General features: G+C 49.9%; 15 protein-coding genes. 4 read left to right on the forward strand and 11 right to left on the reverse strand.

Annotated features, from left to right (window positions below; all coding sequences use genetic code 11):
* Positions 1–7 precede the first annotated feature (7 nt).
* Entirely contained in the window at positions 8–3,472 is a 3,465-nt protein-coding gene (gene dnaE / locus ACTRXD_RS03945) for a DNA polymerase III subunit alpha (protein WP_442430542.1), read from the reverse strand.
* 498 nt (positions 3,473–3,970) lie between these two features.
* On the opposite strand from dnaE, the gene ACTRXD_RS03950 reads away from it, so the two are divergent.
* Positions 3,971–4,291 carry a heavy metal-binding domain-containing protein gene (locus tag ACTRXD_RS03950; protein WP_442430543.1) on the forward strand — a complete coding sequence of 107 codons (321 nt, stop codon included), beginning with the start codon at positions 3,971–3,973 and terminating at the stop codon, positions 4,289–4,291.
* A gap of 222 nt (positions 4,292–4,513) precedes the next feature.
* Complete coding sequence (gene bfr, locus ACTRXD_RS03955; protein WP_442430544.1) at positions 4,514–4,987, forward strand: bacterioferritin; 474 nt, start codon at positions 4,514–4,516, stop codon at positions 4,985–4,987.
* A gap of 377 nt (positions 4,988–5,364) precedes the next feature.
* Here bfr and ACTRXD_RS03960 read toward each other — a convergent pair whose 3' ends face one another.
* From ACTRXD_RS03960 to ACTRXD_RS03980, 5 genes are all read right to left on the reverse strand, one after another.
* On the reverse strand, positions 5,365–7,437 hold the full coding sequence (locus ACTRXD_RS03960; protein WP_442430545.1) for a TonB-dependent receptor: 2,073 nt from the start codon (positions 7,435–7,437) through the stop codon (positions 5,365–5,367).
* Positions 7,438–7,637: 200 nt separating this feature from the next.
* The gene (gene nikR / locus ACTRXD_RS03965) at positions 7,638–8,054 is read right to left on the reverse strand and encodes a nickel-responsive transcriptional regulator NikR (RefSeq protein ID WP_312740652.1); all 417 of its coding nucleotides are present in this window, start codon (positions 8,052–8,054) and stop codon (positions 7,638–7,640) included.
* 188 nt (positions 8,055–8,242) lie between these two features.
* Positions 8,243–8,947 (reverse strand): urease accessory protein, encoded by a 705-nt coding sequence (locus ACTRXD_RS03970; protein ID WP_442430546.1) that lies wholly within the window; start codon positions 8,945–8,947, stop codon positions 8,243–8,245.
* Between the two features lie 347 nt (positions 8,948–9,294).
* Positions 9,295–9,801 carry a hydrogenase maturation protease gene (locus ACTRXD_RS03975; protein ID WP_442430575.1) on the reverse strand — a complete coding sequence of 169 codons (507 nt, stop codon included), beginning with the start codon at positions 9,799–9,801 and terminating at the stop codon, positions 9,295–9,297.
* 101 nt (positions 9,802–9,902) lie between these two features.
* On the reverse strand, positions 9,903–11,735 hold the full coding sequence (locus tag ACTRXD_RS03980; protein ID WP_442430547.1) for a glycoside hydrolase family 15 protein: 1,833 nt from the start codon (positions 11,733–11,735) through the stop codon (positions 9,903–9,905).
* A gap of 241 nt (positions 11,736–11,976) precedes the next feature.
* Between ACTRXD_RS03980 and ACTRXD_RS03985 the strand changes: the two genes are divergently transcribed.
* Positions 11,977–12,804, forward strand: coding sequence for a hypothetical protein (locus ACTRXD_RS03985; protein ID WP_442430548.1), 828 nt, complete (start codon positions 11,977–11,979; stop codon positions 12,802–12,804).
* 117 nt (positions 12,805–12,921) lie between these two features.
* On the opposite strand, the gene ACTRXD_RS03990 is transcribed toward ACTRXD_RS03985, so the two are convergent.
* Positions 12,922–13,443, reverse strand: a complete 522-nt coding sequence (locus tag ACTRXD_RS03990; protein ID WP_442430549.1) for a gluconokinase — start codon at positions 13,441–13,443, stop codon at positions 12,922–12,924.
* A 9-nt stretch (positions 13,444–13,452) separates the two neighbouring features.
* Positions 13,453–13,992: a ferritin-like domain-containing protein gene (locus ACTRXD_RS03995; RefSeq protein WP_442430550.1), complete on the reverse strand. Its 540-nt coding sequence runs from the start codon at positions 13,990–13,992 to the stop codon at positions 13,453–13,455.
* 406 nt (positions 13,993–14,398) lie between these two features.
* Between ACTRXD_RS03995 and ACTRXD_RS04000 the strand changes: the two genes are divergently transcribed.
* Complete coding sequence (locus tag ACTRXD_RS04000; RefSeq protein ID WP_442430551.1) at positions 14,399–15,538, forward strand: glutathione-independent formaldehyde dehydrogenase; 1,140 nt, start codon at positions 14,399–14,401, stop codon at positions 15,536–15,538.
* Between the two features lie 177 nt (positions 15,539–15,715).
* Here the strand turns inward: ACTRXD_RS04000 and ACTRXD_RS04005 are convergent, their stop codons facing one another.
* From ACTRXD_RS04005 to ACTRXD_RS04015, 3 genes are all read right to left on the reverse strand, one after another.
* The gene (locus ACTRXD_RS04005) at positions 15,716–16,267 is read right to left on the reverse strand and encodes an inorganic diphosphatase (protein ID WP_442430552.1); all 552 of its coding nucleotides are present in this window, start codon (positions 16,265–16,267) and stop codon (positions 15,716–15,718) included.
* Between the two features lie 561 nt (positions 16,268–16,828).
* The gene (locus ACTRXD_RS04010; RefSeq protein WP_442430553.1) at positions 16,829–17,317 is read right to left on the reverse strand and encodes a HugZ family pyridoxamine 5'-phosphate oxidase; all 489 of its coding nucleotides are present in this window, start codon (positions 17,315–17,317) and stop codon (positions 16,829–16,831) included.
* Positions 17,318–17,597: 280 nt separating this feature from the next.
* Positions 17,598–17,780: a hypothetical protein gene (locus ACTRXD_RS04015; protein ID WP_442430554.1), complete on the reverse strand. Its 183-nt coding sequence runs from the start codon at positions 17,778–17,780 to the stop codon at positions 17,598–17,600.
* Positions 17,781–17,849: the final 69 nt, after the last annotated feature.

A 17,849-nucleotide genomic window follows, 5' to 3' on the forward strand; every position in this document is an offset into this window, starting at 1 on the left:
AGGGAAATTATTGGAAGGTGACCGTGGATGTGCCGAGGAGATGTTCCACTTCTTCTAAAAACTCCGGGGACGGTGAAATGCCGATGTCCGATAATCCTGACATGCTGGCCGTCAGATTAGGATGCAAGTGAAACGCCAACGAAATAGGAGTCGGACCACGGTGGCGTTCAAATATGTCCTTTAAGTCTAGCAGATTGTGGGGAGAAACGTCCTGTTCGTGAACCTTAAGGGTCACATGCTTCACCGTTTCATTTTCTAATTGGGAGAGCGATTCGACTTTGGTGGCTTTGATACGGGCGCCATTATCCATCAGATCCACGGTTCCGGTAATCCGAACCACCGATTCCGGCCCCAATAATTCCTCGTGTTGCTTAAAGGTCTCAGGGAAAATAATCGCCTCAACGGTTCCGTGCAAGTCTTCCAATTGGGCATAGGCCATTCTGTGGCCTTTTTTCGTTGTCGTAATTTTAAGACTGGAAATGACTCCGCAGACCTTGACCTCTCGTCCGTCGCCGACATCGCGAATGGTCTGGGTGGAGCAGGTAGAAAAATGAGTGATCCCAACGCTGTGGCGGTTGAGAGGATGTGCGGTGATATAAAAGCCGGTTAGCTCTCGTTCATATTTGAGTAAGTCATTCTGCGACCACTCGGGAATCTGTGGAATGACGAAACCAAAACCTTCCTGCTTGGGGGATGCCGGCTCCGGAGCCAGTATTTCAAATAGACTGGTTTGGCCTTCCCGTTTGTTGCGTTGGACCGTCGAGGCATGGTCCAAGGCTTCATCCAGGACCTTAAACATGCTGGCGCGCGTGAAACCCATGGAATCAAAGGCTCCGACCTTGATGAGTCCTTCCAGCACCCGTTTGTTGACCTTTTGCGAATCCATGCGGCAACAAAAATCAATAAAGGAGGAAAACGGGCCTTCCCTGTCTCGTGATTCTAAAATCACGTCCACGGCGTTTCCTCCGACGTTTTTGATCGCCACTAACCCGAACCGGATACCCTCAGGCACGACACTGAAGTTTTTTAAGCTTTGGTTGGCATCGGGAGGCAGAATGTGTACCCCCAATTCACGGCATTCGGTAAAATAGCCAACCATCTTGTCGGTATTTCCCATTTCAGATGTCAGCAGGGCGGCCATAAATTCAGTGGGGAAATGGGCTTTCAGGTAAGCCGTTTGGTATGTCACGACCGCATAGGCAGCGGAGTGAGACTTATTAAATCCGTAGCCTGCGAAAAAGGCCATTTGGTCAAATAATTTTTCGGAAAGTTTTTCCGAAATTCCCTTCCCTTTGGCGCCCGAGACAAACAATTCTTTTTGTTTGGCCATTTCCTCATGTTTTTTCTTGCCCATTGCCCGGCGAAGTAAGTCCGCTTGCCCCAATGAAAATCCTGCCAACTGGTTGGCGACGGCCATGACCTGCTCCTGGTAGACAATCACCCCATAGGTTTCTTTGAGAATGGGTTCCAATTGCGGAGGGTCATAGACAATTTGGGAGGAGTCCCGTTTTCGCTTAATGAAATCGTCCACCATGCCGCTTTCTAAGGGGCCTGGACGATAGAGCGCGAGGATGGCGATCAGATCTTCAAACGTTTCCGGTTTGATTTTAACCAAGAGGTTTCGCATGCCGGAACTTTCCAGTTGGAAAATTCCTGAAGTTTTTCCAGAGCTCAGCAGCTCAAACGTCTGGAGATCATTCAAGGGCAGATTATTGATGTCCAATGGCGGCTCATCAGGATGCTGAGCATTGACCATCCGAACTGCGTCATGAATCATGGTCAGGGTTTTGAGCCCCAGAAAATCGAATTTCACCAACCCGACTTTTTCCAGATCGGTCATCGTGTATTGGGTCACGATTTCGTCGTTACTTGTTTTGTAGAGGGGCACATGATCCATGAGGGGTTTTTGCGAAATGACCACGCCCGCCGCATGAGTCGAGGCATGTCGCGCCAGGCCTTCCAGGGCCATGGCCGTATCCATGAGTTCCTTCATTTTGGCATCTTGATCGACAAGTTCCTGCAGGCGTGGTTCCTGTTTCAGGGCATCCTGGAGGGTGATGTTGAGTTGGGTGGGAACCAACTTCGCAACCCGGTCAACTTCGGCATAGGGAAAGTCCATCACTCTCCCCACATCCCGGATGGCCGCTTTGGCACCTAGTGTGCCAAAGGTAATGATCTGGCACACATGCGCCTCTCCGTATTTCTCAATGACATAGTTGATCACTTCGCCACGGCGGTCCATGCAAAAGTCCATGTCGATATCCGGCATGGTGACACGTTCGGGGTTGAGAAAGCGTTCAAAGAGCAGGTTGTAGGTGAGGGGATCGAGGTCCGTAATTCGCAGGGCGTACGCCACAAGGCTTCCGGCGGCCGATCCTCGCCCGGGGCCGACCGGAATGTTGCGGGATCTGGCGAAATTGATGATATCCCACACAACCAAAAAATATCCGGCATACCCCATGGCGTTCAGGACAGCGAGTTCGGTGTGGAGTCGCTGTTGGTAGGCCTCGGATGGGATGCCCGTTGGGCGTTCTCGTAAACGGCTTCGAAGGCCTTCTTCAGCAAGGTGCTGAAGGTAGGAGTTATGAGTCTGGCCTTCAGGAACGTGATAATCCGGCAGATAGGAGGTTCCGAACTCCATTTGAAGATCGCACTGTTCGGCCACCTGGGTGGTATTCAAGACCGCCCGGTTAAATTCGGCAAATTCCGCGATCATTTCTTCAGTGGATTTCACATATAACTGATCGGTATCAAACTTCATCCGGTTGGGATCTTTGAGCGTTTTTCCCGTTTGAAGGCACAACATGATTTCATGCGGACGCGCATCTCGTTTATTGAGATAATGGCAATCGTTGGTGCCGACCAGCGGTATGCCAAGCTTTTCATGAATCTCCAGTAACCCCCGATTCGCAATAAGTTGATGGTCCAAGCCGTTGGCCTGAACTTCCAGGTAATAGCGGTCCTTTCCAAAGATTGACCGATACTCATCGGCCACCCGGAGAGCCCCTGCCATATCCTGGTGGTTAATGAGCTGTGGCACCTCTCCGCTCAAACAACCTGACAGGGCAATGAGACCTTCCTGATGTTCCTGTAATAATTCCTTGTCCATGCGAGGCTTGTAATAAAAGCCTTCAAGATAGGCCTTGCTGGAGAGTTTAATGAGGTTGTGATAGCCGACTTGATTCGTGGCAAGAAGAATCAGATGGAAATATTCGTTATGCGCAAGGTGTCCTGCCCGCTGCGTGCGGTGGCCCGGAGCCATATAGGCTTCACACCCGATAATCGGCTTGACATCATGAGCTTTGGCTTTTTGATAAAAATCAATGGCGCCAAAGAGATTACCATGGTCAGTCATGGCGACGGCGGGCATACCAAAATTCTTCACCTGTTGGAACAGGGGTGTCAGTTGGTTGGCCCCGTCGAGGAGACTATACTGGGTGTGAAGATGAAGATGAACGAATTGTGCCGGCACTCATGTGGTCCTTCCGTAAAAATTCTAATGAGCACCTCGAATGAAGTCAAATGAAATCACTATGTGAAAAACCACGCGGTGTCGGGTTTCTGAATTTTTCAAAAATTGCAAGGATAAATTGAAGAAATTATAAGGAGAAATGAAAAAAGTAATCCAGAAAAAATGGGCACAAGTATGTGGATAAATCGGTAGGATCCGATTGAAAGCCAAGAGAGAGAATGCGTTAAGCAGATTGCTTATTTGGTGGGCATAGTAGTGACCGATGAAACTCCTACCACGGATTGGGTCACAAAGAAGTTCAGGAAAAAATCCTGATTTCACAGATGAAAGCTTTCTTCCTGTATTGATTCGCGACCCTTTGTCACGTTCCCATAACTGACAGGCCAGAACTGTTTGTGGAAAAATTGTGATGGGAACACCCCCGTTGAACATATCAGGGACATCAATTGACAGAGTATCTGAAGCATTTTGTTACACAGGTAAAAGGAGGGAGAGGATATGATTCTGACAACGACGCCCAATGTTGAAGGCCATCAGATCAAAGAATATTTAGGTGTTGTGGCAGGCGAAGCAATTTTGGGCACGAATTTTTTTAGAGATTTTTTTGCCAATATTCGTGATATTGTTGGTGGCCGATCAGGGGCGTACGAAAAGGAATTGCGACGCGCGCGTGAAATCGCCTTTCAGGAAATTCAGGAAGAGGCCTTAAGGGTGGGAGCCAATGCCATTGTTGGAATTGATTTGGATTACGAAGTCATGGGAGAAACCGGGAGCATGCTCATGGTGAGTGTAAGCGGGACTGCTGTGAGGGTTGAATAAGTGTTGGGTGTCGGAGGAAGAATTTCATATTCTCCATGCTCGGGAATAGTTGAACTTGAAAATGTAGATCAACGAAGTTGAGAAAAGAATTCAATATTAATTAATTTTCCCTAAATAAAAACATTGACCATGCCGAAGCTGGACCGATAAAATCATCAGAGTAAATAAAGCAGAACACGCAATTTCTCACGTCTGAGACAATTTTCAAAAAGGAGGACTTCCATGAAGGCAAAAAAAGGTGTGATCGATTTTCTCAATAAAATTCTGACGAATGAACTCACTGCGATTAATCAATATTTTCTGCATGGCGAAATGTGTGGAAATTGGGGTTATGAACAGTTGCATAATGAAATCAGGAAACATTCGATTGATGAAATGAAGCATGCAGAGGAACTGATTGAGCATATTCTCTATTTGGAAGGTGTTCCCAATCTGCAGAAATTGGGTACGCTTAAAATTGGAGAGACGGTTCCTGAGCAATTTAAATCAGATTTGGCTCTTGAACACGAAGCGGTGGTCCTTCTCACTGAGGCCATCGCCCATTGTGCCACAGTGGGAGATTTTACCACTCGTGCCAAGTTGGAAAGTATTATTAAAAGTGAAGAAGAACATATCGACTGGATCGAAACGCAAGTGGAAACCATCAAGCAGGTGGGGGTAGAAAATTATCTGGCCCAACACATGCACGAAAAATAACCGCTTCCGTTTCTGAAACTTCATAGGGCTTTCTGGGATTACTGATGGAATCCTGGAAAGCCCTGTTTCATGTCATGGAGGAGGGGTGAGTTTACCGTAAAAGGGAGTGTTGAATAATAAAGATTTTCACGGACAAATTTGCCCAGGATTAGATTCCTCATCAAAGGCTCCGGGTCGGTTCAAAAAAGGATGCCCTGAGTCTTCCCGAAGGGTCCGTCCAGCAAGGTCGCAGCCGTTTTTACGCGCGGAGCGTACGCGTAGTACGTGAGCACGGAAAAATGGCGAGAACGCCGCTGGCGGCTTTTTTCAACAGACCCTAAAACTGTTTGCAGAGGAGGCTGTTGCAAATCTGGTGAATGCGATCGTTGGCCTGCCCGTTATGCCGGGAAAAACCACGTCAGCCCACCCATGAACATCCGTGGAGTGCCGGGGACAAAGTGAATATCGGCAACACCTCCTGCGGGTTCTCCGGGAAGACGGGAATCATAATAAAACTGGGCCTGACGCCAATCGGTATCAGTTAAATTGCGGATGCTAAAAAATGCCTCTAGGCGTCCGGTTGGTGGCGCAAGAGGGATTTTGTAGCGAAGAACCAGATCGAAAATCGTAAATGGTTCCAGTTTCACGCTGTCATCTTCCGTGCCGGCACGGCTTCCCACCGTCAACATTTGCAACGTTCCCGATAGTCCAATTGGTAAGTGGGCTGTGACCGATGAAAATGCGGTGAATTCGGGTGCCAGCGGGACGGCATCTCCCGTTTTTCGAAACTCGGCATGAGTATACGTGATATCTCCTCGAATTGAGAGCCACTCCATTGGAGTGAAGCGAGCGCTGAATTCCGTACCAAGCCGTCGCGTTTTCCCTCGCGGTTCGGTCGTCCCTTCATCCCCCACGAACACTAGTTCTGAATCAAGATCCAACAGCCAAGCCGTAGCCAGGAATTTCGTCCAGGTCCAGGGTTGACTGCGGATGCCCAACTCATAGCCAATGGCTCGGGTTAAGCTGTTAGTCGAAGGGTTTTCCACAGCATCCCGCGCATCATTGCTGTGAAAACCGGTTCCAACATTTAAGAAAAATTCCGTCTGGTACCAGGGACCAAAAACGAGATTGGCTTTTCCGCTGGCGATGGCATTAGAGGCTGTCCCGTTTGGTCTTTCCGAGCAGTCTGCCCCGCAACGATCTTTCACATTATACGTGAAAACGTCAACCCGGCCGCCTCCCACAAATCGCATCCAGGAAAGGAATTGAAGGTCCAACTTCAGATAGGGGGAATAGGACGCTTCGAAAATGTCTGATTCCTGTGTGATCGCCAGGGACGAGCGTTTCTGTTGCGTGCCCAACCGCACCTGGATTTGATCAAAGCGTGTCTGAAGTCCGGCCGTCATGGTGCCCTCATAATTGAGCAGGCGAAAAATCTGCCGATAACCGATATCACTTCCGGTCAACCATCGTCGGTCGGTCTGTTCAATCCCGTCACCATTTACCGGATCGTTAAGATAAAACGTGAAGTTGCTAAACAGGGACAGGTAATAATATTGAGCCCACAGATTGGCGAATACCGTCCCTCCGCCGGGTAGATCGTAATGGTAATCCAATCGACCGGTGCTTCGTACCGATTTGCCGCCTTCTGAAGGATCAAGGGAACCAAAGCGGTCCACTCCTCCGGACCTCACGTCCCGCAAAGGAATTTGGCCTGACCCGTTCCATCGTCCATAATATTGGGAAAGCGTCACACTGAGTTGGGATGTGGCTGAGGGATCAAACGTCAGTTTCGCCAGTCCGTTGTATCGGGTATTGCGATTGACAAAATCATAGGGGCCGTCGGTGTAATAAAATTCTCCTGCAAAGAGGGTGCGGAATCTATCGTGAGTGGGAGAGGTCATGAACAGATGCCGTTGGGTATTAAAACTCCCTCCGGCGGATTGGACTATGGTTTGGGGAACCGACTCACGGGTGACATAGTTGGCAGCGCCGGCAGTGGCAAAGTCCCCATACTCCACATGGTAGGGTCCTTTTTTGACCGTAATTTCTTCAATAGTTTCAGGGATAATGAAATTGATGTCCCCATATCCCTGTCCATGCGCATGGCTGCGCATGTTGATTGGCATGCCATCCACGTGAAGGGCCAGGTCTGTACCATGATCGGCGTCAAAGCCGCGCAGGAGAAACTGGTCAGCCTTTCCGGCGCCGCCTGAATGTTCCAAGGTAATAAGACCGGGAGCCAACCGTAATAAATCCGCAGGCCGGCCTTGAGGTTGAAGCAGGATATCCTCATTGAGAATGATTCGATTGGAAGAAGCCGCAATGGGGCGTTCTCCAACGACCTGCACCTCTTCTAAAACCGTGACGTCCTCCTGGTCATGGCCTGATGCCGACCCGGCCCAAAAGAGGCTGAAGAGAACACAGGTCGGGGAACATACCGCCAGCGTGTGAAGGTGCCGCCTACCCATGGAATTGGTAAAAAAACGAGCGTGGGAGCGAAGGAGAAACTTGAGAGTAACACGAAAATTAAATTAGTAGCACGACTTTTAGCAAGGTCCGCTGACATTGTCAATCCAAAGTCGTGCGGCAAAGGCATCGAGAGAAGAGGCATGGGGAGGAGAGGAAGCCATGCGGTGTGACAGAAAAGTCTTGAGAGGAGGAATGAGCGCTATTTCACGGCTTTTCCCGTGGTCGTCATCGTGAGTTGTCCATGCTTGACTCCTTTGGTTTTAATCAACAGATTTGCTAAATCAACGAGGGCTGAACTTCGCCCTCTGACCACAATGACTTCCAGACAATGGTCGTGATCCAAATGCACATGCAGATTCGAAATGATTTGCTTCCCGTATTCGTGCTGATGGTGAGTTAATTGCTGCAGCACATCTGATTGATGATGGTCATACACGAGGGTAATGGTGCCGACAGTTTCTTTATTTCCGCCCCATTCTTCCCCCACAAGCTGATTGCGGATGAGGTCTCGAATCGCCTCAGAACGATTCTGGTATCCTTTCCGGTTGATGTGTTGATCAAAAGCGGCAAGGAGTGTTTCTTCAAGGGAAACTCCAAAGCGGACCAATTGACTCATGTCATATTCCTTCCAGGCAGATTTTGAGATGCCTCCTATCCTATGGTCTTTTCTGTAAAAAGACAATTGATGGGCCAGACGAGAAGACCGGTCCGAACATCATGACAACCGATCGGCCTAAAAGGCCGAGGAGGATGTGAAGTCGCGTTGATGAAGGCGGGATGCGTGAAGGCTTGAGGAAAGACTCGTTAATGCCAGAGCGCGGATCCTGAGGAAAATGCCACCACAATCCCGAGAATGGTGGTCATCACGGCCACGCAAGCCTGAAGCCCGTTATGGAGCCATGTCAGGGATCGGGCTGAATACCAAAAAGGAATAGCCATGACCACGGACAGGAGGCCCATGCCGAGAATCGATCCTAACCCGAAAAGGAGGATATACATGATGGCTTGGCTCATGGACAGGGTGGCGTTCAGCGTTAAGAGGATCAGCGCGGCTGATCCGGCCATCCCGTGCATTAGGCCGATCAGCAACGCACGATAGGGAAAACCATGAGCATGATCATGGGACGTATTGTCAGGGTGTGTGGGTTCGGTATGCGCATGGGCATGAAAGTGAGGAGGGCGATCCGGATGTTGGTGAACATGAAAATGAATCCGGTTTTTTAGTAGTCGTCGGAACACGTCGAGTCCCAGACCTATTAACATCAAACCCACCATGAGTTCCAATCCTGCAGCGAATCGTTCGGGAATGATGCTGCCCAACAACAAAACCAGCGAACTGAAGATCAACAAGGTCAGTGTATGCCCCAATCCCCAGACCATCCCCTGTTTGACGGTTTGCGCGATCGATCCACTTCGGGTGGCTAAAGAGGCTACGGCTGCAGCATGGTCGGCTTCACAAGCATGGCGCATACCCATTAAAAATCCTAATCCAAGAATACTGAGCATCATAATCCTTTGTGATCCGGGCAAGACGGTCGGTGTTGGTGAATCCATGGGTGCCGGGCTGCTACGCCTTCTCCCGTTGGAACGGAAAGCTTGAGGGCACGAACCGTGGCATTTCCCATGTTGACACAGCGTAGGGAATGGTCCATGTGAGATGACACGTCAAGTGCGAAGGCTTTTTCCGGAGATTGTTTAATGGATTCCATATCAATCATAAACGGAGGCCTATGGTTTGGAGAATTGAATTGGTTCTGAGGCGAAAATCTTGAAAAAGTTTCAGACATTGGAAAAGCCTCATGAAGAACACAAGGCAGTATATAACATATTCCTCACAGCAAGCCGAGTAAGGCCTGTTAGAGAAGAGTTAGTGATTGTTGAGTCGGCAAAGGTGTGTGGGATGATTCGTGAATGAATGAGGTGATCATGGCGCAAGTCTTTTCAACCGAAGCGGCGACACCCGGGCTTAGATTGGCTCCAAAGGAGGTATCTAACACTTCAATGAGAAAGACGGTGATATCTTGAGGGAACGCATCTTGAAAGATGATCCGCCCGGCATGGACGGCATGATCCCAACGAAAAATATGCGGATTGAAATTTGGTGGAGGTCGTTTTGTTAGGTCACGGCCGGAAAGTTTAAAAATGGTGCCCGGTTCGGAGTCGCTGGAGCAGGCATCGATCATAGTCAGCTTGGCGGCCCCTTGAGCCTGAAACAGCACATCGATCCCATTGGTGCCTGCCTCAATAATCTGAAGATCGGATTGAGGATGTTTGGAAAAATATGATTGGAGTCGGTGAGCCACAACAACTCCTATCCCGTCATCCTTTCGATAGAGATTCCCGCATCCGATGATCACATGCATCCGTGAAGTGTAGGAGCATGTTGAGGTGTTCGGCAATGGTAGTCCAAATTTCACAGGCAGAGCCGGAGAGACCAGAGAGTTGGAACGGGAGGCGCTCTGGGTTACTTACCTAACGCCCGATCCAGATTGAAGGCGGCGCTGATGAGGGCGAGATGCGTAAAGGCTTGCGGGAAATTGCCGAGTGCCTCGCCGTGATGGCCGGTTTCTTCGGCATAAAGCCCCAGGTGGTTGGCATATCCGAGCATTTGCTCAAACACAAGACGGGCTTCTTCTAAGCGATTGCGATCCGCCTGTCCTGCGCGGGTCATGGCTTCTACGAGCCAAAACGTACAAAGATTGAACGTGCCTTCCTCTCCGTCCAGTCCGTCCTGAATTTCGGATAAATTATACCGATAGACCAGTCCGTTGGAGACCAGGCCTCCTTGTTCCGGCTTCCGGTTGATGGCATCCAATGTCTTGAGCATACGGGGGTCGGTAGGTGAAACAAAAAACACCAGGGGCATCACTAAATTCGCGGCATCCAACGAAGTGCTGCCATATCGCTGGATAAAAGCCTGACATTGTGCGTCCCATCCCTTGGCCATGATTTCTTCATAAATACAATCCCGGGTTTTTAACCAATGCTCGTGGTCGGCCGGGAAGGATCGTTTTTCTGCCAGACGTAGTCCACGGTCCACGGCCACCCAGCACATCAATTTGGAATAGACAAAATGTTGCTGGCCGCCTCGCACTTCCCATATGCCTTCGTCGGTGCGCTGCCAGTTGTCGCAGACCCAGTTGATCATGCGGCGAAGGTGTTTCCAGAGATCGTAGGAAATGGGTGTGCCGTATTTATTATAGAGATACACGGAATCCATTAATTCCCCGTAAATATCGAGTTGGAGTTGGTTGTAGGCGCCATTGCCCACCCGGACGGGTCGTGAGCCGCGATAGCCCTCGAGATGAGACAATGTTTCCTCGGTGAGTTGGTGGCGTCCCTCGATACCGTACATCAGTTGTAAGGATCCGTCAGGATTCAATTCATGACAGCGGGCTTCCAGCCACTGCATGAAGGCCGAAGCCTCTTCGGTAAAACCGATACGTAATAAGCCATATAAGGTAAAGGCGGCGTCCCTGATCCAGGTATAGCGATAATCCCAATTCCGAACCCCGCCGATCTCTTCGGGAAGACTGCAGGTTGGCGCGGCGACAATCGCCCCGGTTGGCTGGAACGTCAACAATTTAAGAACCAAAGCCGAGCGATGGACCATTTCCCGCCAGCGACCGGTGTAGGTGCATTTGGATAGCCATCGACGCCAATGGTCGACCGTGTGTTTAAATAACTCTTCCGCTTGAATTTCCGGGCAGGAGAAGGTGGTCTGGGTGTGGTCAGGTCCCACCTCTTGCAGACAAAAATCGACCTCCTCTCCTTCTTGAATGGTAAATTCGGTGACGATCATGTTGTCGTCCTGCGTCAGTGGAACCGTGGATCCAAGTCGAAGCGTCAGGCCCGGAGATTGAAAGCGCACCCCATCTTTGGCCATCGTGAGGGTATGGGTATCACGACCATAATTAAATGCCGGACGGCATTCGAGACGAAAGGTCATCGATTTTCTGATGGCTTGTACCCGACGGATCAAACCGTGCCGGATATAGTTGGAGGGGTGAAATCCGACCGGCATAAAATCGATTATTCGCCCGACTCCGGCAGGAGTATGAAACCGGGTCACGAGAACATTGGTGTCGGGCCAATAGTACTGTTTGGACTTCACGCCGTCCGGAACGGGAGCGATCTTAAACCGTCCCCCCTTGGCATCATCCAGGATCGCGCAGAACACGCTGGGAGAGTCGAAATAGGGAAAGCAGAACCAATCGATGGACCCGTTCATACCGACCAGTGCGGTTGTCTGCATGTTTCCGATCAGGCCGTAATTTTCGATGGGCTGATAGGGCATTGTTGAAAACGAGTCAGTCTCTTGATACGAGAGAGTCGGGTTGTTGAACGTCTCTTTTTGTCTACCTTATCAGAAAATCCAGGATATGTCTGGAAAAAATGAGCCGAAAAACTCGGGATCACGCGGGTGCATGTATTGAGACATAAACCGTACTTGTTGTTATTCATGAAGGCAAACGGGCGAAATTTTTTTTTAGATGGTGTACCATGGGGTCCGGTTGAGCACAGGCGCAGAACATACCATGCGTATCACACGATCCTATCCCCCAGTCGTGGAAATTTATGGAGCCGAGTACGGCTATGAACGGATACTGAAGGACGATTTTTTCTCCGTGAATGTTCTGTATCGGAATCAGGAAGGCGAACGATATGTCCTTAAGCTCAGCGACTTTCGTTTTGTACTGGGCTGGCTGTTTCGCCCCTTGACGGGTTGGATATCCAGGCGGGAATATCGCATTTATCAGATGGTGTCTGACCTCCCGGGCATTCCAGCCTTAGGGCCGCGATATGGGAACCGAGGATATTTTCATCGATTTATTGAAGGACACACGCTTCATGAAATAGAAAGACGCATCCAGGAACAATTTAACGTGGTGGTGGGAGATCCAGCGATGGCTACCTATGCCACATCGTTGGCTCCTGATTTTTTCGATCAATTACGGGGCATTGTTCAGGCGGTTCACCGGCGGCGCATTTTCTATGCGGACTTGAATAAACGGGGGAATATCATTTGTTCAACCGAAGGAAAGCCCTACCTCATTGATTTTCAAATTTGCCTGACTGTTCCGGTTCGGCAGGGTTGGGTGGGCGCGCTGACTGACAAGATCTTCCAACGCTTGATTCGGGAGGATCTTTATCATCTGTATAAACACAAACATACGTTTCAACCCCAGAGATTATCCGAGAAGGAACAGCAGTTGGCGAAACGATCGGATTTAAATAGGCGATACCACCGCTTTCTCTGGCGGCCCTACATTGCGCTGAAACGGATGATCTATCCGCATGGGAGCAATGAAACCATCTGGTATAAGTGGAAAAAGGAAAGAGATCAATCTCCCAGAATGCCCTGATTCTCTGATCGACGTGTGAGGAAGGGGCCCTCCCTCGTGCCTCATCATGAACTCTTCTCTCTCCGGGAACAATGTCCAAATCATTGCAGCTGTTCGTATCATGACCTCGCAGATCTGTTATGCGGGTTGTAAATGCAGCATTCTTTTGATTTGTTCCACAATCACTTCTGGGGGTTGGGAAGCGTCGATGAAGGGGACATCGTGCGGTTCCTCAAGCGCAGTGAACTGACTGGCTAACAGGTCGGCTTTCATAAAGTGGCCGGTTCGTGCCTGCAGGCGCGGGTGGATCAACGCGTAATTGCCTCGCAAATACACCAATGAGACTTGAGGGTGCCCCTCAGTGATCAACTTCCGATAGGTCTGTTTTAAAGCGGAACACGTAATGACCGCGCGCTGTGATTGGCTTATCAGATCGTGAACCAGTTGATGGATAGCAAAAAGCCACGGAACCCGGTCTTCCTCACTTAACGGAACTCCCCCCAGCAATTTGGACACATTTCGCACCGAGTGGAAATCATCGCCTTCGTAAAAAGACCACCCAAGATTTCTGGCCAGGAGTTGACCAATGGTGGTTTTTCCTGAACCCGAGACACCCATAAGGATGACGATCCATATGTCCAGGTTCTTTGCTTCTCTCATAGCCAATCGTTAGGAGCCCATTTCCTCCAGAAGGGAGACGAGGTCATCAGCATGCTCTTCCTCGACAGCCAAAATGCCCTCCAACATTCGGCGGGAAGTCGAATCGTTGGTGCCTAGATAGTTGATCACTTCCCGATAGCTATCAATGGCAATGCGCTCCGCCACCAGGTCCTCCTTGATCATGTCGACCAGGGAAGTGCCTTCCACATATTCGGAATGACTGCGCATAAGCATTCCCTCAGGGGAAAGATTCGGTTCGCCGCCCAGTTGGACGATCCGCTCCGCCAGTTGATCGGCATGGCCTTGCTCTTCATTGGCATGTTGGAGGAATTCCGCCGCCACGCTCTGAGCATGAATGCCTGACGCCATATAATAGTGCCGCTTATACCGGAGGACACACACCGTTTCGGTGGCCAGTGCTTCATTGAGTAGCTTAATCACCGTGTCCCGGTCGGCCGCATAACCAGGCGTCACCGCGCCTTTTTCCATGTGTTCTCTTGCGCGTTTGCGTAAGGTTTGGACATCTGTGAGAAATGGTTGATCTTTCATTCATGCCTCCTAACGTTGTGACTTGTCTGTATAAACAGTATTTAGCTCATGAACCGTCATTAGCCTGGTTCCGTGTGCCTGGACGTCATTCATGCTCTTTTTCAAATTTTCTCAATCCTGTCTGTCAGAGGGCAATGGCCAAAATATTCATTTTATTCTGTATTTTATCTAAAATGCGGAAGACTTCAGGGAGAAGGTACAGGGAGAGGATGGTCTCTTGAGAATGGGTCAGCCAGGGTTTTTCCCAGTACCACCTTCCGCCATTTTCCTTTTAAATAAATGGTTCATCTATTCTTACCAACCTCATGTTTGAGTCTGCCGGGAATGTGGCCTACAATCTGCCTCTGGCTTCGGCTTAACAATGAATGTTGGATGTTTCACCTATAACCATAGGAGGAACGAAGCCATGAAAGCACTTGTCTATAACGGACCTCATGATGTCAGTCTGGAAGAAGTGCCTGATCCAAAAATCGAGCGACCAACGGATGTGTTGGTGAAAATGACCACGACCAATATCTGCGATTCCGATTTACATATGTATGAAGGACGTATGCCCATTGAGCCGGGCACAATATTCGGGCACGAGAATCTTGGCGAGGTGATCGAGGTGGGTCCTCATGTTGCACAGGTGCAGCTTGGCGACCGTGTCTGCCTGCCCTTCAATATTAGTTGTGGATTTTGCAAAAACTGCGAGAGCGGGTTGACCGCCTTCTGTCTGACGGTCAACCCAGGTAAGGCCGGCGGAGCCTATGGCTGTGCGGGAATGGGTCCTTATCCAGGTGGCCAGGCGGAGTACCTCCGTGTGCCATACGGTGATGTTAACTGTTTGCGTTTGCCTGAAGATGCGCAGGAGAAAGAAGCCGATTACGTGATGCTGTCAGACATCTTTCCGACCGGATATCATGCGACTGAGATGGCCGATGTCCGGCCGGGCGATTCGGTCGTCATCTATGGTGCGGGACCGGTGGGGCTCCTGGCAGCCTACTCGGCCATCCTCAAAAGTGCCAGTAAGGTCATGATTGTGGACCGTCACCCCGATGGATTACGACTGGCAGAGAAAATCGGTGCTATTCCCATCGATGAATCGAGATTTTCCCCGGTTGATCAGATTCTGGACCTGACTGCCGGCGAGGGCGCCGATTCAGGTTGCGAATGCCTGGGACACCATGCGCACGATCCCCAAAATCACGAACAAGCCGATATCACGATGAATAATCTTATACAATCGGTGCGCCCGACAGGCCGAATAGGTGTGGTGGGCGGGTTCCAACCTGAGGATCCGAAGTTGTCAGAAGCATTGGCTCAGAAAAGACAGCCGGCATTCGACTGGAGTCTTTTCTTGTCCAAGGGGCAGCGGATAGGAACCGGTCAGGCCAACGTTAAGGCATATAATCGGCGATTATGCAATCTTATTGAGGTGGGCAAAGCAATACCCTCGTTCCTCGTCACTCACCAGTTGCCACTTCGGGATGGACCGAAAGCCTATCGGCATTTCGATGCGCGGGAAAATGGCTGGGTCAAGGTCCTGCTCAAGCCTGCAGCTTGAGAATATGAAAATGGTAGATACTCATCATGAGCAACCGGTTGGCTCACATGTGTGATGCGGCACGAAATTTTCGGCTAAATCCTGATTGAATATCGCACCGCATGAGTCGAAGGCCGGCAGGTCCATTGTGACTTCACCGGCACTGTCGGCCTTGGGTCAAACTGGCAACGTTGTGTTTCAGAACAAATCTTTATACATGCTCAGGCTTTGATTCAGAATATTTTGAGCGACCTTTTTCTCTAAAAATTCCTCCACCACCACCGCTTTATGTTCAAGAGTCTTGTACTCTTCAAAGAAGTGGCGCAATTCGGAAATGAAGTGCTGTGGCAATTCCGAAATATCTTTTATGTGACTGACACTAGGATCGCCTGCCGCAACCGCGATGATTTTGTCATCGGCCTCTCCGTTATCAAGCATGCGCATGACCCCAATGACTTTGGCGGGAACAATACACATCGGAACGACATCAATTTGTGAAATAATCAGAATATCCAGAGGGTCTTTGTCTTCACAATACGTTTGCGGAATGAACCCATAATTGGCGGGATAATACACGGAAGAATATAGCACCCTGTCGAGTCTCAACAGTCCACTCTCTTTGTCTAATTCATATTTGGCCCTGGTTCCTTTTGGAATTTCAATAATTCCATTGACAAATTCGGGAATCTTGTCGCCAGGGCTGGCATGATGCCAGGGGTTAAAAAAATGGTTCTTGGGTAATTTGTCCATCGTGTGTATCCTGATAAAAGGGTGTGAATGTGATTATTTCTCTAAATACGCGTCGCAAATCTTGTTTCAATAGATGAATGGCGTGTCAGGTCCCGCCATGGAATTTCATTGCAAATTGTTGCTCCGTTTCGTGCTCACCCTGTTCAACAAACCTTCGCTGAACGGGTCTGCTCAGTGATGGGGATCTTCGCGTCGTTTCTCGCGTGGGCATTACCTGATCCCCATTCAAGCCTCTCCCTTCGTGTGATTTCTGCCCGCGAGGGAGCACGCAGGAAGGAAATTTACACGTATTCGAAATGTACGGATTGCCGTCCGATGGAGTCCGCTATCCTTGTGAGGGGGAGGATCCAGGAGGAGCCGTGGCTCTAGCCAGAGGACCAAAGCCCGGGCTACCAAGGCCGAGGTTGCACCATGACGATCGTTTGTGTGATGGAGAGTTCCCTGAACAGTTATCGGGAAGGTGTCTTCAGTCCTTGGCAAGGATAGCGAACCCTTACTCTCCTGTAAAGTACAGAGACGCGTTTAGGGCTGGAATAGAGGCCGGCCAATTGATTAATCACACTATCCCATGCGGGAATGTTCGAAAACCGACAAATTATCTCCGCTCAGTGTGTACGCTTTGCCAAATCCCATCACAAACTGCCCACTCTTCGGGTGCAGGTGAAACAGAACAAAGTCCGGCAGCTGCCGTAACAGGCCGGCCATCTTGCCATGCCGTTCCTGATAGTCGTCCAGCACAGACTCGTATTCGGGATGATCGGGCGGAATATGTGTGGCCTCACACACGTAATGCACCCTCGTCCTGGCGAAAATCTGTGGCGTCGACTGTTCATCGGCAATGATCATGAGGGCCACGGTCCGGTTTGCCAGCAGGTGACGGGTATGTGCGGCTAGTTGACTAACAAAAATGTAAAAGCTGCCAGGAACCCGGTATAAGTATGGCGTATAGCTGCAGTGGGGAATGCCGTCCACCCCGACTGTGGAGAGTTGGAGACTCTGCATACCCTCTATGAGACTGGTGCAGACCGTCGCCGGCTGTTCATCGTTCATGGGATGTTACGACCTCCGTTTATAGGGTTCCAGTTGGAAAGTCGGGAAGCGAATGATGACACGCCCGCATCTCCCTGATATCAAGTTCTATGACAAAGGCGCAGAAAGATAAAAATCCAATTAATTGTATGTCTCATTTTTAAGGGTTGAGCACGGTTCTGCCCTCCTGTTCTCGTGTTTCGATAGTACGGGAACGGGCCTATTTGTCAAGGCGTAGCCAGACAGAATGATCGGATAAAGACTTGTGCTTTGGCTGTTTCAAGGCAGGAAAGAATGACGGTTAATGCTTGGAACACGCGCGATGGAGAGCGGCAGCGGCATCGGACAGTTCAAGGGCAAGGAGTAGCCGCTCTTCGGGAGTGAGTTTTCGGGCTTCGTCAATCTTGTGTTTGGCGAGCCTATCACCAAGTTGACTGGGACGGCGTGAGTCAATAAAACTTGGATCGGAGGCTTTCAATTTCATGAAAATATCTTGCCTGGAAACATCCAATCCGTCACGACAAATTTTTCTGAACTCAAATCAAACCAGCCG

The organism is Nitrospira sp. T9 (genome assembly GCF_052156535.1).
Taxonomy (GTDB): domain Bacteria; phylum Nitrospirota; class Nitrospiria; order Nitrospirales; family UBA8639; genus Nitrospira_E.